The organism is Bifidobacterium choerinum, assembly GCF_002761235.1.
Lineage (GTDB): Bacteria > Actinomycetota > Actinomycetes > Actinomycetales > Bifidobacteriaceae > Bifidobacterium > Bifidobacterium choerinum.
The window spans coordinates 2,125,574-2,139,481 of record NZ_CP018044.1 but is presented as its reverse complement, the minus strand read 5'-3'; the positions used below and the strand labels follow the sequence as shown (position 1 = coordinate 2,139,481).

General features: G+C 59.4%; 14 protein-coding genes. 11 read left to right on the top strand and 3 right to left on the bottom strand.

All coding sequences use genetic code 11. The annotated features are described in order from the left end of the window. The first annotated feature begins 16 nt into the window (after positions 1 to 16). Together BcFMB_RS08870 and BcFMB_RS09750 are read left to right on the top strand one after the other, a co-directional pair. Positions 17 to 1,057 (top strand): IS3 family transposase, encoded by a 1,041-nt coding sequence (locus BcFMB_RS08870; protein WP_099721592.1) that lies wholly within the window; start codon positions 17 to 19, stop codon positions 1,055 to 1,057. Between the two features lie 131 nt (positions 1,058 to 1,188). Then, complete coding sequence (locus BcFMB_RS09750) at positions 1,189 to 1,503, top strand: hypothetical protein (protein WP_198405414.1); 315 nt, start codon at positions 1,189 to 1,191, stop codon at positions 1,501 to 1,503. 91 nt (positions 1,504 to 1,594) lie between these two features. On the opposite strand, the gene BcFMB_RS09745 is transcribed toward BcFMB_RS09750, so the two are convergent. Then, positions 1,595 to 2,035, bottom strand: coding sequence for a hypothetical protein (locus BcFMB_RS09745; protein ID WP_198405413.1), 441 nt, complete (start codon positions 2,033 to 2,035; stop codon positions 1,595 to 1,597). A gap of 178 nt (positions 2,036 to 2,213) precedes the next feature. On the opposite strand from BcFMB_RS09745, the gene BcFMB_RS08860 reads away from it, so the two are divergent. The 5 genes from BcFMB_RS08860 to BcFMB_RS08840 all read left to right on the top strand — a co-directional run bounded on the left by BcFMB_RS08860 (position 2,214) and on the right by BcFMB_RS08840 (position 5,919). Beyond that, complete coding sequence (locus BcFMB_RS08860; RefSeq protein ID WP_198405412.1) at positions 2,214 to 2,588, top strand: hypothetical protein; 375 nt, start codon at positions 2,214 to 2,216, stop codon at positions 2,586 to 2,588. A 146-nt stretch (positions 2,589 to 2,734) separates the two neighbouring features. Then, positions 2,735 to 4,663 carry a heavy metal translocating P-type ATPase gene (locus tag BcFMB_RS08855; RefSeq protein ID WP_099721591.1) on the top strand — a complete coding sequence of 643 codons (1,929 nt, stop codon included), beginning with the start codon at positions 2,735 to 2,737 and terminating at the stop codon, positions 4,661 to 4,663. Positions 4,664 to 4,685: 22 nt separating this feature from the next. Then, a complete protein-coding gene (locus BcFMB_RS08850; RefSeq protein WP_024540562.1) occupies positions 4,686 to 4,913 on the top strand; it encodes a heavy-metal-associated domain-containing protein in 228 nt (75 codons plus the stop codon). A 49-nt stretch (positions 4,914 to 4,962) separates the two neighbouring features. Beyond that, entirely contained in the window at positions 4,963 to 5,244 is a 282-nt protein-coding gene (locus BcFMB_RS08845) for a hypothetical protein (RefSeq protein WP_033491400.1), read from the top strand. Between the two features lie 24 nt (positions 5,245 to 5,268). Then, a complete protein-coding gene (locus tag BcFMB_RS08840) occupies positions 5,269 to 5,919 on the top strand; it encodes a Crp/Fnr family transcriptional regulator (protein ID WP_022858724.1) in 651 nt (216 codons plus the stop codon). A gap of 72 nt (positions 5,920 to 5,991) precedes the next feature. On the opposite strand, the gene BcFMB_RS08835 is transcribed toward BcFMB_RS08840, so the two are convergent. Further along, a complete protein-coding gene (locus BcFMB_RS08835; RefSeq protein ID WP_024540560.1) occupies positions 5,992 to 6,243 on the bottom strand; it encodes a membrane protein in 252 nt (83 codons plus the stop codon). Positions 6,244 to 6,300: 57 nt separating this feature from the next. Here BcFMB_RS08835 and BcFMB_RS08830 point away from each other — a divergent pair, with 57 nt between their 5' ends. The 3 genes from BcFMB_RS08830 to acnA all read left to right on the top strand — a co-directional run bounded on the left by BcFMB_RS08830 (position 6,301) and on the right by acnA (position 12,676). Beyond that, the gene (locus BcFMB_RS08830; RefSeq protein WP_198405411.1) at positions 6,301 to 6,846 is read left to right on the top strand and encodes a hypothetical protein; all 546 of its coding nucleotides are present in this window, start codon (positions 6,301 to 6,303) and stop codon (positions 6,844 to 6,846) included. Positions 6,847 to 7,389: 543 nt separating this feature from the next. Then, positions 7,390 to 9,912, top strand: a complete 2,523-nt coding sequence (locus BcFMB_RS08825; RefSeq protein WP_099721590.1) for an HAD-IC family P-type ATPase — start codon at positions 7,390 to 7,392, stop codon at positions 9,910 to 9,912. 61 nt (positions 9,913 to 9,973) lie between these two features. After that, the gene (acnA, locus tag BcFMB_RS08820) at positions 9,974 to 12,676 is read left to right on the top strand and encodes an aconitate hydratase AcnA (RefSeq protein WP_099721589.1); all 2,703 of its coding nucleotides are present in this window, start codon (positions 9,974 to 9,976) and stop codon (positions 12,674 to 12,676) included. A gap of 130 nt (positions 12,677 to 12,806) precedes the next feature. Here the strand turns inward: acnA and BcFMB_RS08815 are convergent, their stop codons facing one another. Then, positions 12,807 to 13,070: a DUF6019 family protein gene (locus BcFMB_RS08815; protein WP_024540556.1), complete on the bottom strand. Its 264-nt coding sequence runs from the start codon at positions 13,068 to 13,070 to the stop codon at positions 12,807 to 12,809. Positions 13,071 to 13,202: 132 nt separating this feature from the next. On the opposite strand from BcFMB_RS08815, the gene BcFMB_RS08810 reads away from it, so the two are divergent. Further along, entirely contained in the window at positions 13,203 to 13,856 is a 654-nt protein-coding gene (locus BcFMB_RS08810; protein ID WP_099721587.1) for a sugar O-acetyltransferase, read from the top strand. Positions 13,857 to 13,908 lie beyond the last annotated feature (52 nt).

Below are 13,908 nucleotides of genomic sequence, written 5' to 3'. Positions count from 1 at the left end.
GGAAAGGAGTCCACTGATGGTGAAGTACACGAGGGAGCAGAGGCTTCGTGCGGTGAGGTTGTACGAGCGGTACGATCGCAGCGCGGCGTCGGTGATCAACGAGCTGGGGTGTCCGTCCCGGCAGATGCTGGTGCGCTGGCATCGGGCATGGGTCGAGGCCGGCCGCGACGACGGCGGCTCGCTTGGCGACGGGCGCGGGGAACGCTACACGCCCGGGCAGAAACGCGCGGCGGTCGATCATTACCTGCGGCACGGGAGGTGCGCGGCGCGCACGATCCGCGCGCTGGGCTATCCGTGCAAGGCGCTGTTGGCGCGCTGGGTCGACGAGCTGGAGCCGGGCCAACGCCGGGTCAGGCGGGCTCCCGTGGATGCGGGGACGCGTCGCAAGGCGGTGGTCGAATATGCCTCGGGCTCCGGGACGAGTCGGCAGATCGGCGAGGAGCTGGGGGTCAGTGCCGATGTCGTGCGAAACTGGAAGCACAAGATGCTTGCGGGCGACGACAAGGAGCGTGCGATGGGCGACGACGCGGACGAGGGCGGAACGCCGAAGTCCCGCGAGGACCGGCACCGCGATGACGGTGGCAGATCCCTTGAGGGCATGCGGCGGGAACGCGACGAGATACGTTCGCAGCTGACGCGGATGCGCGCCGAGCGCGACGAGCTGGAGATCGAGCTGGAGATCGAGCTGGAGATCATCCGCTACACGAAGGAGCTGTTGGGAAAAGGGCGGGGTGCAGACCACGACAACCTGACCAACGCCGGGAGGACCCGTCTGGTATTGCATCTGGCCGACAGGTTCGCCATGAAGCCACGCGACCTGCTGGGAAGGTGCGGCCTGTCGCGCAGCACATTCTACGACAACGGGAAGCGTCTGGGCCGGCCCGAGCGGGACGAGTGGCTGCTCGATCCCGTCCGGCGGGCGTTCGAGCAAAGCCGGGAACGATACGGATACCGGCGTATATGGCGCATGCTGCGCGAGCGGGGCATACGCGTGTGCGCCCGGCGCGTCATGAAGCTCATGACCCGGCACGGCATCGTCCATTACCATGTTAAGTAGATTCCAACTGAGGAATCTACTTAACATGGTAATGGGCAGGCATAAATGCAGAAAATTGACAAAACAGACACGCTCAAAACAATTCTGAGTGGTCGCAAGTACATCGTCGATTATTTCCAGCGGGAATACCGGTGGGGCAGAAGCAGATCGAGCAGATGCTCGCCGACTTCCAGGGCGCATTTGAGGAATTTTATGATCCGGATAATCATGATACGCCGGAAGAAGTCATGAACTATGGCTTTTACTATATGGGATGCATCATCTGTACTGGCGGTTCCGTAAAGAAAATCATCGATGGCCAGCGGCGTCTGACCTCGCTAACACTTCTCATCATCTATCTGAACAACCTGCAAAAAGAAACTGTCAAGGACGAGGATCTCCTTGTCCCGCTGGATGACATGATCTATTCAAATGGATGGCATGATCTATTCAAAGGCTTTCAGTAAGAAGAGCTTCAATATCGATGTGGCTGACCGCGGAACCTGCATGCAGGCTCTATTGCGAAAAGATGAAACCTATGTGCTAGTGAATGAGAGCTCACAGAATATGCTTGACCGGTATTAGGACATAGAGGACATCTTCCCTGACGAGTTGAAGGGAGAAGCGCTTCCTTACTTTATTAACTGGCTGATAGAGAAGGTCCTCCTTCTGGAGGTCGACACACCGTCTGACGACGAAGCACACACGATTTTCCTGACAATGAATGACCGAGGCCTGAGTCTGAACAGCGCCGAGATAATGAAGGCTTACATCATCCGGCAGGTTGCAGAAGCTGACCGCATTGAGGTGAATCGGAAGTGGCAGGACAACATCAACCGTATCAAGAACGCCTCTTCTTACGATACGAGCGGCATGGTGAATACGCAGGACGTTGAATTCATCTCTATCTGGCTTCGCGCAAAATATGCCAATTCCATGCAAGACACCAAGCGCGGCGCTAAAGATGAGGATTACGAACTTCTCGGCGACAAGTTCCATACCTGGGTAGTCAACAACGCCCGGACGGCGATGGGCCTTGTAAAGTCGAAGGACTACAAGGAATTTGTTCTCATTGAAATGACACGTGTCACTGATGTCTATCTTCTGATGAAAGGCTATGGCAGCAAGCTGACTCCCGGAACACTTCCATGGCTTCCCGGATGGCAAGGATGCCCAAGTGCCAACCCTTGCCCAGGACACCGACCAGGATGGCTTTATCGACCTCTTGGAAACCGAACCGGTCTCCGGCACGACTATGGTGCCCCTGGACGTGGCTCCGCACGAAATGTGCATCCCCCACGACAACTACCCAGTTGCCGACGCAAACGGCTATTACAGCTATGAAAAAGATGTCGACTTAGCCAAGCTGGAAGCCAAGTTCAAGGAAGTCTTCAATGACCAGGACCTGGCCCTGGACAAGCGGGTGGTCTACATCCACGGCATGCCAGCTGACCTGGAATTGCCAGAAAGCGTTGGCGGCAAGATCAACGACCATTACGGCCAACACGTCACTCTTCCAATCGCGGCTGGTAAAATCAACCGCGTCGGCTAAAACTAAGCCATTCAGAGGATTAAATTCCCCTGGATGGCTTTTTCGTAAAAAAATTTTTGCAAAATCCCAATCTTGATAGAAATCAATGGAGGAATTCTGCTTTCCCGGTATGTTAAAAGCATCAAAGCAAGGAGGTCAAAAGATCAATGCAAAAATGGTTAATGAAAAATCGCAACCGGCTGACGGCCGCTACGGGCATCTTGATCGTCCTGGCCTTTGCCGCAAAATGGTTATTTAAAGGTGAAGCAGCAGAGTCCGGCCTGCTCCTGGCCGCCTCCCTCATCGGCGGCTTCCCGATCGCCGCATCCGCTTGGCAGGCCCTGAAAGTCAAAGTCATCAGTATCGACTTGCTGGTGACCCTGGCCATCTTAGGTGCCTTCGTCATCCAGGAATTCGAAGAATCCGCCATCGTGGCCTTCCTCTTCTTGTTTGGGGCTTACCTTGAACAAAAGACCTTGGCCAAGACCCGGTCAGCCATCGAGGAACTGGTGGAGATGGTGCCAGAAACCGCCCTCCGGCAGACGGCAGACGGCGACTTTGAAGAAGTTGACTTAGACGACCTGGACGAAGGGGACATCGTTTTGGTCAAGACCGGCGGCAAGATCCCGGTTGACGGGGAAGTCGTCTCCGGTTCCGGGACGGCCAACGAAGCCAGCATTACCGGTGAATCCATGCCTTTAGACAAAAAGCCCGGCGACCCGGTCTATGCCGGTACTATTTTGGAAAACGGGACCATCCGGATCGAGGCGGAAAAAGTCGGGGATGAGACGACTTTTGGCAAGATCATCGAACTGGTGGAAGAAGCCCAGGACTCCAAGTCCCAAGCTGAGCGGCTAATTGACCGCTTCTCCAAGTACTACACCCCAGTCGTCCTGCTCCTGGCCATTATTGTTGGCCTCATCAGCCAAGACCTGGAACTGGCTGTAACCATCCTGGTTCTCGGCTGCCCGGGTGCCTTGGTTATCGGGGTTCCGGTCTCCAACGTGGCCGGAATCGGCAATGGGGCCAAGCAGGGGATCCTTTTTAAAGGCAGTGAAGTCATCACCAAGTTCAGCAAGGTCGACACGATCATGTTCGACAAGACCGGGACCTTGACTTACGGCGACCCCCGGGTCAGCCAGGTGCAAAAGTACGGCCAGAGCCAGCTGGCTGAACAGCTTTTGGTTAGCGTGGAAAAAGAATCTGCCCACCCTTTGGCGAAAGCCATCACTGGCTACTATGAAGACCTGGAAGCTAAAGAAGTTGAAGCTTCCCAGGTCCTCCAGGGCGGCGGGATCGTTGCTCAAGTAGCTGGCCAGCAGGTCCTGGTCGGCAACCGCTACCTGCTTGACCAGTACCATGTCCCAGTCACAAAACAAATGGAAAGGGACATGGAAGAGCTGGCGAGTGCTGGTAATTCCCTGGTTCTGGTGGTCGTTAACGGGCAGCTGGAACTTGCTTTAGGCTTAAAGGATGAGATCCGGGCCGGGGTCAAGGAAGACCTGGCTGCTTTAAAGAAGCTGGGCGTCAAGAACCTGCTCCTCTTGTCCGGTGACAACCAGAAGACGGTTGACCTGGTAGCGGAAGAACTGGGCCTCACTGAGGCATATGGCCAGCTTTTGCCAGAAGACAAGGCCGAATTTGTCAAAAAGCGGCAGGCGGCCGGTGAAATCGTGGCCTTTGTCGGCGACGGGATCAACGACAGTCCGTCACTGGCCCGGGCAGACATCGGGATTGCCATGGGCAGTGGGACTGACGTGGCAATTGAGACTTCAAACGTGGTCCTCATGAACGGCAGCTTTGACCGGATTCCGCGGGCCCTGGCCCTGGCTAAGGCCACCCGGCGGAACATGATTGAGAACATCACCATCGCCCTGGCTGTCGTAGCCGTCCTGCTGGTCAGCGTGTTAGCCAGCTCATGGATGAACATGGCCATCGGGATGTTTGTCCACGAAGGCAGTATCCTGATTGTAATCTTAAACGCCATGCGCCTTCTGGCCTACCGGTCAAAATTACAAAAATCGCGAAAGTTGATAGAAAACAATTTTTCGCAAGCAGCAGGCCTGTATACTAAGGGCATCGAAAGTATCCAATAGAAAAAAGAAAGGACAAGAAATCATGCAAAAAGCAATTTTACAACTTGAAACATTAGCCTGCCCGACCTGCATGCAGAAGATCGCGGGGGCCATCGCCAATGTCGACGGGGTTGAAAAGACCAGCGTTAAGGTCCTCTTCAACGCAAGCAAGGCCAAGGCCAACTTCGACCCGGAAAAAACCAATTTGGACACGATCACTCAAGCTGTGAAGAATATCGGCTATGACGTCTTGAAGGCCAGCGCTAAATAAGAGAAAAAGCAAAAACAAGAAAAACGACTAATCAAGAAAAAAGGAGAAAATGATGATCAAGGAATTTTTTACCAAGAACGATGAAATGTTAGACTTATATACGAAGGCAATTACCAAGGCCCATGGCGCCCACCACCCGGAAGTCTTTGAAGTCCGCAAGGTTTATGAAGACATCCAAAAGAAAGTGAAGGCCGGCCAGGAAGACTTGACTGCCGACTTCAGCAGGCTGCGGTCCTTGACCGCGGATTACGCCATTCCGGCCGACGCCTGCGGGGCGATGACTAAGGCCTATCAGACCCTGGAAGAATTCGACCACTTGGTCCAGGGCTAATTTTTACCAGCAGAGGAGAGCAAAATGCAGCATATATGTGTCAGCCTTGTTCCCTTATTCATGGACCTGCCAGGAAAAGACCAGCTTAAGATCAATTCCCTGGCCATCCACCGGCGCTATCAAAAGGGTGAGACGATTTTTCAGCCAGGGGATGAAAAGCTGCAGATCGTGGCCCGGGGAAGCATGAAGGTTTACCAGCTGTCCGCCAGCGGCCGCGAGCAGCTGCTCCGGGTTGCCCAGCCGGGTGACTATGAAGGGGAAAAGCAGCTTTTTGGCCTGGAAAACGATAGCTTCTTCGGCGAGGCCATGGAGAATACGGAAATCTGCAGCTTGGGCAAGGCCGACTTCAACCGGGTCCTCCTAGGAAATCCCCAGCTCTCCCTCAAACTGCTGGAACTCAGCACCCAGAAGCTGCTGGCCACGGAAAGACAGACCCAGTTCCTGGCCATGGAGCGGGTCGAAGAAAGGCTGGCCAGCTACCTGCTCGACTTGGCTAAAGTGGCTGGAAGCGACCAGGTCCAGCTGTCCATGAAGATGAAAGATATCGCCTTCTACTTGGGAACTACTCCCGAAACCCTCTCCCGCAAATTCAAACTCCTCGAAAAAATGGGCTATCTGAAAAGGACAGGCAAGCAGGTGAAAATCCTTGATGAAGATGGCCTGCTGGACTTGTAATAGACAAGAAAAATCTCCCTCTAGATTACTAGGAGGAGATTTTTACTATCGAAAAAGAAAGATGAAGACGGCTTAGTGCAAGGCAGTTACAAAAGTGATCAGGCCGAAGATAATGCCAGGGACATTGGCAATAAAGACCGGCCAGTCCTTGTATTTCTGCAAAAGGGCGTAGCTGCACCAAAAGGAGCTGTCGATGGAGGCAACCAGCGGCTGCATGGGATTGCCATATTGGCCGTGCAAGTTGTTGATGATCAGCGGAATATATGAGACGTACATCAGAATTGACATGATGCTGGCAATCCGGCCGACAAGCATGGCTTTCATGCGATTCCTGACTTCAGTAAGCAAAGCATCGCAGACCGGGCTGAGATCTATCTGAGAATGGCAAGTGACATCTGGAATCCAGACGCCATTAAGGAAATCGTTGGTGGATGGGCCGATGACGATGAGAAGGACTTCTTCAAGAACGAGAAGGGCCGTGAATTTACAGTCGGCTATGCAGAAAGAAGCTGGCCAGACGCTCTGGAATACGGATTCCTGTCTGCGAACCTTGGCGGCAGCGGGAAATCTATTTATAACGTTCAGGTCGGAGATACGGTTTATTGCCATATCGCTGGATATGGCTTTGTAGGTATTGGCGAATGCACATCAACCGCTGTGCCGATGAAGAACTTCAAAGTGATGGTCGACGGCGCTTCAACTCCTGTAGCAGACGCGCCGTGGAAATCCGAGGAATCCAAGGAGAAACTTGATCCCAACAAGGAAGTATTTATCGAAGTTGCATGGAAGAAATATGTGACGGATATTAACGACGGCTACTGGGAGAAAGGAATGACGACAGTCCCGCTTGTAGCCTACATGCTTAATGACAAGACGACGCATCAGAAGGTCAGAGACCATTTCGGATACACCGACAGCGCCGATTAAATCTTTCATCGGTGGCCATACTTTTTAACGATTGCAGATTGGAGGTGTCGCGGAGCCAGTAGCAGAATGCCAGTCGAGAATCTGCGACGGTAGAAAACCGGACATTGAAAAGCAAAACCGGACATTCAAATAGAAAACCGGACATTGGAGTCATGACGGAACCGGTTCAAGAAGAAACGACTTGATCGGTGACCGACCAAGATAAGCGACCAAGATACCGACCAAGTTAGCGGCAGACAGGGTTGAGACCGTAATAATGAAGTAGCCAGCTGCAATGGAGCAGGTCGAGACGGTGGCCTCCCTCCTGCCTGCCGTATAAATATGGTAGAGAAAGCGCATGGACAAGTTTCCGCAAACGGAGAGCACCTGTAAAAACGCCGATTTTCGGCTGTGGGCAGTTCCCGCGTACGGACGGAAAATGTAGACATTCAGGTGCTTGTTTCAAGCCATGTGGAGACGGTCGCCGTCTTCACGAAGTGAGCGCAGCCACTGGCTGGCGGAGCATACAACGGCGGGTGCACACGGTCGAGTAGACTGGCGCGCATGAGCGAAACGACGAATGCGGCAACGGCCGTGCAACCGAAGATGCCGGATGTGTCCGAACGGGGATTGACGGCGGCGCAAGTCGAGGACCGCATCGAACGTGGACAGACGAACGCCGTCGCATCGTCGACGTCGCGCTCACTTGCCGACATCGTGCGTGCGAACGTGTTCACGCTGTTCAACGGCATCATCCTCACCGCGATGGTCATGGTGTTGATCGCCGGGTCATGGAAGGATGCCGTCTTCGGGTTCGTCATCATCATCAACACGGGCATCGGCATCGTCACCGAGCTGCGCGCAAAGTACACGCTCGACAAACTGTCGATCCTCGTCGCCTCTGATTACCTCGTGCGCCGCGACGGCAACGACGTGGAGGTTTCGCACAACGACATTGTGCTCGGCGACCTCATATGGCTGAGGTCGGGAGAGCAGGTGCCCGCGGACGCCACGATCGTGCAGACATGGGGGCTCGAACTCGACGAGTCGATGATCACCGGCGAATCGCGCACCGTGCGCAAGAAGGAGGGCGACACCGTCTACTCCGGCTCGACCACAGTGTCCGGCATGGCGCTCGTGCACGTGACCGCGGTCGGCGCGCACAGCTACGCCGCCACACTCACCGCGCAGGCGAAGGTGTACAAGAAGAACGTCTCCGACCTCAACAAGGGCATCAACACGATCCTCAAGTTCATGACGTTCCTCGTGGTGCCGCTGTGCATCCTGCTCATCCTCACACAGATGAAGACCGTCGGTGGCTGGTCCGCGGCCATCGCGAGCGGCGCATGGCGGCAGGCGGTCGTCTCGTCGGTCGCCGGCGTGGTGGGCATGGTGCCGGAAGGCCTCGTGCTGCTCACCTCGCTCAACTTCGCGCTCGCGGCGATCAGGCTCGCGCGCAAGAACACGCTCGTGCAGGACCTCGACTCGGTGGAGACGCTCGCGCGCGTCGACTGCCTCAATCTCGACAAGACCGGCACGATCACCGACGGCGGCATCGTCTACGACGACTTTATCGCACTGCCCGCCTGTGCCAGCAAGCGGCAGGCGATGCAGGCTCTCTACGACCTGGCGAACGAGGAAAGCCCGAACGGCACCGGCCGTGCCGTGCTCGCGGGGCTCGGCAAGCAGGGATTCACCGGCAGCGCGCAACTCGAACGCGTGCCGTTCTCGAGCGCGCGCAAATGGAGCGCGGTCGCGTTCCACGACGAGCCCGAAGCAGGCCAGGGCGGCGTGTGGTACATGGGCGCGCCGGAAGTGCTGCTCGCCGGATTCGCGAACCAGTACCCGGACGTGCTCAAGCAAGTCAACGACTACGCGAACAACGGCATGCGCGTGCTGCTCATCGCGCACGCCGCCGGCGAAGTCCCCGCCGATTTCGAGACCGACCCGAAGCTCGAGGTGGGCGCGCAGCCCATGGCGATCGTGCTGTGCTCCGAGCATATCCGTGACGACGCGGAGCCGACGCTCGCGTGGTTCCGTGAACAGGGCGTGCGCTGCCGCGTCATCTCCGGCGACAACCCGGTGACGGTCGGTGCGATCGCCGGTAAGGTCAAGCTCACCGGCGACCGCAAGCCGGTGGCCATGGATGCGCGCGAACTGCCGCAGGACGTCGATGAGCTGGCGCGCGTGCTCGAGAACGTCGACGTGCTCGGTCGCGTGCTGCCCGAACAGAAGAAGGCGATTGTACAGGCGCTGCACACGCAGAAGCATGTGGTGGCGATGACCGGCGACGGCGTCAATGATGCGCTCGCGATCAAGGAGGCCGATCTGGGCATCGCGATGGGCAACGCGGCGCCGGCGACGAAAGCGGTGGCCGAAGTCGTGCTCGTCGACTCGAAATTCTCGCATCTGCCCGACGTCGTGGCGCGCGGACGCCAGGTCATGGCGAACATGGAGCGCGTCGCGAGCCTGTTCCTGACGAAGACCGTCTATTCGGCGCTGATCTCGTTCGGTGTCGTGCTCAGCATGATCCCGTTCCCGTATCTGCCGCGGCACATCAGCTACATCGGCGCGTTGACGATCGGCGCCCCGGCGTTCCTGCTCGCGCTCGCGCCGAACACGCGCCGCTACATTCCCGGGTTCCTGCGCCGCGTCTTCGCGTTCTCGGTGCCGTGCGGCATCGCGACGGCGCTCTCGGTGCTGCTGTCCGCATGGTTCGTGCCGAAACTCATGGGGTGGAACGTCGACGGCTCGGCGCAGTACCAGCTGCTGTGGCGGTCGATGTGCGCCACGGTGCTCTTCGTGATGGGCCTCTACGTGCTCGCGCGCGTGGCGACGCCACTCAACTCGTGGCGCGGCTGGCTCCTCGCGGCGTTCGCGGCGGCGGGTGTGATCGGCATGTGCATCCCGTTCGTCGCGCATTTCTTCGCATTCCAGCTGCCGGGCGGCAAGGGTCTGCTCGCGCTTGGTGTGCAGATCGTGATCGCCACGCTGCTCTTCGCGCTCAGTGTGTGGCTGTTCCCCAAGTTCCTGCCCGTGACCATGCGTTCGGTCATCTCACAATACAAGCGCATATCGAAGCGCTGAAACATGCACACGGTATCGTGTGAGCCAATCACCAGTTCCACAACACGTTCGGAGGAAACCCATGTCCATGCGCGACGACCAGCTGGACGTCCTCAACGTCGGGGAGCAGTCGTACGACTACTACCGCATCGCCGACCTTGAGGGCATTGACCACCTTCCTTATTCGCTCAAGGTGCTCGTCGAGAACCTTGTGCGCAACGAGGACGGCGCCAACATCACCGACGAGCACGTGAAGGCGCTGCTCGATTGGGACCCTGCAGCCGATCCAAGCCATGAGATCCAGTTCACGCCGTCGCGCGTCGTCATGCAGGACTTCACCGGCGTGCCGTGCGTCGTCGACCTGGCCACGATGCGCGACGCCGTCAAGGAGCTCGGCGGCAACCCCGAGGTGATCAACCCGCAGGTGCAGTCCGACATGATCATCGACCATTCCGTGCAGATCGACGCCTACGGTGTGGATGACGCCGTGCAGATCAACATGGACATCGAATACGAGCGCAACGGCGAACGCTACCAGTTCCTGCGCTGGGGCCAGCAGGCCTTCGAGAACTTCCGCGTGGTGCCGCCGGGGACCGGCATCATCCACCAGGTCAACATCGAATACCTCGCCCAGGTCGTCATGCGCAAGGCCGCCGCCGACGGCAAGACGCTCGCGTACCTCGATTCGTGCGTCGGCACCGACTCGCACACCACGACCGTCAACGGACTCGGTGTGCTCGGCTGGGGCGTCGGCGGCATCGAAGCCGAGGCCGCCATGCTCGGCCAGCCGATCTCGATGCTCGTGCCGCGCGTCGTCGGCTTCAAGCTCAAGGGGTCGATCCCCGAAGGCGTCACAGCGACCGACGTGGTGCTCACCATCACCGACATGCTGCGCCAGCACGGCGTCGTCGGCAAGTTCGTCGAGTTCTACGGCGAAGGCATCGCGTCCGTCCCGCTCGCCAACCGCGCGACGATCGGCAACATGAGCCCGGAGTTCGGCTCGACGTGCGGCATCTTCCCGATTGATAACGTCACGCTCGACTACCTGCGCCTGACCGGCCGTTCCGACGAGCAGGTGGCGCTCGTCGAGGCGTATGCGAAGGCGAACAAGCTGTGGCACGATGTCAACGACCCGCAGTATGTGGAGCCGCAGTACTCCGAATACCTCGAGCTCGACCTGTCGACGGTCGTGCCGTCGATCGCCGGCCCGAAGCGCCCGCAGGACCGCATCGAGTTGACGAAGGCCAAGACGACCTTCGAGCAGACGCTGCCCGGCTACATCACCGAGAAGACGAACGGCAACCCGGTGCACGTGTCCACCGACTTCCGCGGCGACTTCGACATCCGCAACGGCGACGTCGCGATCGCGTCGATCACGTCGTGCACGAACACCTCGAACCCGTCGGTCATGGTCGCCGCAGGCCTCATCGCGCGCAACGCCGTCGCCAAGGGCCTCAAGCCCAAGCCGTGGGTCAAGACCTCGCTCGCCCCGGGCTCGCAAGTCGTGGCCGACTACTTGAAGCAGGCGGGGCTGCAGGACGACCTCGACCGTCTGGGCTACCAGCTCGTCGGCTTCGGCTGCGCCACGTGCATCGGCAACTCCGGGCCGCTGCTGCCGGAGATCTCCGAAGCGATCAACGCGAACGACCTGACGGTGACCGCCGTGCTGTCAGGCAACCGCAACTTTGAAGGCCGCATCAGCCCGGACGTCAAGATGAACTACCTCGCCTCGCCGCCGCTCGTCATCGCCTATGCGCTCGCCGGCACGATGGACTTCGACTTCGAGACGGAGCCGCTGGGCACCGACCCGGAAGGCAAGCCGGTGTACCTCAAGGACATCTGGCCCACGAACGACGAGGTCGAGCAGGTGGTGAGCGGCAATGTGAGCCGTGAGATGTTCCTCAACGACTACGCTTCGGTGTTCGAAGGCGACGCGCGCTGGAAGGGCCTTGACGTGCCCAAAGGCGAACTGTTCGCATGGGATCCGGAGTCGACGTATGTGCGCAAGCAGACGTTCTTCGACGGCATGGGCGCCGAGCCGGCCCCGGTCGAGGACATCCGCGACGCGCGCGTCCTCGCGTTCCTCGGCGACTCGGTCACGACCGACCACATCTCGCCGGCAGGTGCGTTCAAGGCGACGAGCCCGGCGGGCGAGTACCTGATCGCGCACGGCGTCGAGCCGAAGAACTTCAACTCCTACGGTTCGCGCCGCGGCAACCATGAGGTCATGGTGCGCGGCACCTTCGGCAACATCCGTCTGCGCAACATGCTGCTCGCCTCGGTCGGCGAGGAGGTCAGGCCCGGCGGCTACACCTACGACTTCCTCGCGATGAAGCCGACGACGATCTACGAGGCGTCGCGCGACTACATCGCCAACGGCACGCCGCTCGTCGTCATCGGCGGCAAGGAGTACGGCACCGGCTCGTCTCGCGACTGGGCGGCGAAGGGCACGGCGATGCTCGGCGTCAAGGCCGTCATCGTCGAAAGCTTCGAGCGCATCCACCGTTCGAACCTCATCGGCATGGGCGTGCTGCCGCTGCAGTTCCCCGAAGGCGAATCGGCCGAGTCGCTCGGCCTCGACGGCACCGAGACCTACTCGATCGACGGCATCACGGCGCTCAACGACGGCGTGACGCCGAAGACCGTGCATGTCGAGGCGACGCACAAGGACGGCACGAAGACCGAGTTCGAGGCGGTCGTGCGCATCGACACGCCCGGCGAGGCCGACTACTACCGCAACGGCGGCATCCTGCAGTACGTGCTGCGCAACCTGATGGCCGAATAGTGCCGTCCCGCCGTGCGCCGCGGACGATTGCCGCGGCGGACGATACAGACGATGAGGGGCGTCCACGGAGAATTCCGTGGACGCCCCTCATCGCGTTGCGGTGCCAACGGCACCGCCCGGCCGCCTCGGCCTACTTGTCGGCCTTCCTGGCCTCCTTCACCGCCTGCTTGCGCTGCTCGTCGGCGACGATCGCGCGCACGCGCTCCTCCTGCAGCGCCTCGCGCTCGGCCTGCAGCCTGTCGTCCTTCGTGACGGGCGTGCGCACCTTGCCCATCTGCTCGTAGGCGTCGATGATGCCGGCGCGCACGGCGGCGCGGATCACGTAGTACAGCGCCCAGATGCACAGCGCGGCGATGATGATCGTGAACAGGATGGTAAAGATGGTACCGGCCATGGTTGCTCCTTTTGTCGTCTTTCCTCGGGTGATGCCATCGTTGGCAAGCACTGGCGCCATTATAGACATCGTCGCCCGGTTTGCCCGTGCGCTCGCCTGCGAGCACAAGGGCGTCCGCTAGAATCATGTGCTATGACGAACGACGCAACGACGAACGCGGCGCCTGACACCCGCGAATACGAACGCATGCTCTCCGGTGAGCTGTACATCGCCGACGACCCCCGGCTGCAGCAGCTCGGCGCCCGGCGCCGCCGGCTGCAGCAGCTGATCAACACGAGCGCCTGGGACGCCTTCGACGAACGCGACCGGCTGTTCCATGAGCTGCTCGGCGCATTCGGCGAAGGCTCGCACATCGAGCCGCCGTTCCGCTGCGACTACGGCTGCAACATCCATATCGGCCGCAACTTCTATGCGAACACCGACTGCATCGTCCTCGACGTCGCGCCGGTCACGATCGGCGACAATGTGTTCTTCGGCCCGCGCGTCGCGCTGTGCACGCCGTACCATCCGATCGACGCCGCCACGCGCAACGAGCAGCTCGAAGGCGGTCTGCCGATCACGATCGGCTCCGACGTCTGGTTCGGCGGCGGCGTGACCGTCTGCCCGGGAGTGACGATCGGCGACGACGTCGTCGTCGGCGCCGGGTCCGTCGTCACGAAGGACATCCCGTCGCATGCGGTCGTCGTCGGCAACCCGGCGCACGTCGTGCGTGCGATCGGCGAGGAGGACCGCCGCCGGTGGCGCGCGCAGGCCGACGCCTACCGCGCATGGAAGGACGCGCAGTAGGGTTTCCGCATACGGCGCGCGGCGCGGCGCGGGCGAGGGCTTGTGCATTAGA

What these genes read in the sequence shown, in the direction of transcription:
- BcFMB_RS08830 (WP_198405411.1), top strand. Translation starts at nt 6,301, where the DNA reads ATGGCAAGTGACATCTGGAATCCAGACGCCATTAAGGAAATCGTTGGT.
- BcFMB_RS08855 (WP_099721591.1), top strand. Translation starts at nt 2,735, where the DNA reads ATGCAAAAATGGTTAATGAAAAATCGCAACCGGCTGACGGCCGCTACG.
- BcFMB_RS08815 (WP_024540556.1), bottom strand. Translation starts at nt 13,070, where the DNA reads ATGGCCGGTACCATCTTTACCATCCTGTTCACGATCATCATCGCCGCG.
- BcFMB_RS08825 (WP_099721590.1), top strand. Translation starts at nt 7,390, where the DNA reads ATGAGCGAAACGACGAATGCGGCAACGGCCGTGCAACCGAAGATGCCG.
- acnA (WP_099721589.1), top strand. Translation starts at nt 9,974, where the DNA reads ATGTCCATGCGCGACGACCAGCTGGACGTCCTCAACGTCGGGGAGCAG.
- BcFMB_RS08845 (WP_033491400.1), top strand. Translation starts at nt 4,963, where the DNA reads ATGATGATCAAGGAATTTTTTACCAAGAACGATGAAATGTTAGACTTA.
- BcFMB_RS08840 (WP_022858724.1), top strand. Translation starts at nt 5,269, where the DNA reads ATGCAGCATATATGTGTCAGCCTTGTTCCCTTATTCATGGACCTGCCA.
- BcFMB_RS08835 (WP_024540560.1), bottom strand. Translation starts at nt 6,243, where the DNA reads ATGAAAGCCATGCTTGTCGGCCGGATTGCCAGCATCATGTCAATTCTG.
- BcFMB_RS08870 (WP_099721592.1), top strand. Translation starts at nt 17, where the DNA reads ATGGTGAAGTACACGAGGGAGCAGAGGCTTCGTGCGGTGAGGTTGTAC.
- BcFMB_RS08850 (WP_024540562.1), top strand. Translation starts at nt 4,686, where the DNA reads ATGCAAAAAGCAATTTTACAACTTGAAACATTAGCCTGCCCGACCTGC.
- BcFMB_RS09745 (WP_198405413.1), bottom strand. Translation starts at nt 2,035, where the DNA reads ATGGAACTTGTCGCCGAGAAGTTCGTAATCCTCATCTTTAGCGCCGCG.
- BcFMB_RS08810 (WP_099721587.1), top strand. Translation starts at nt 13,203, where the DNA reads ATGACGAACGACGCAACGACGAACGCGGCGCCTGACACCCGCGAATAC.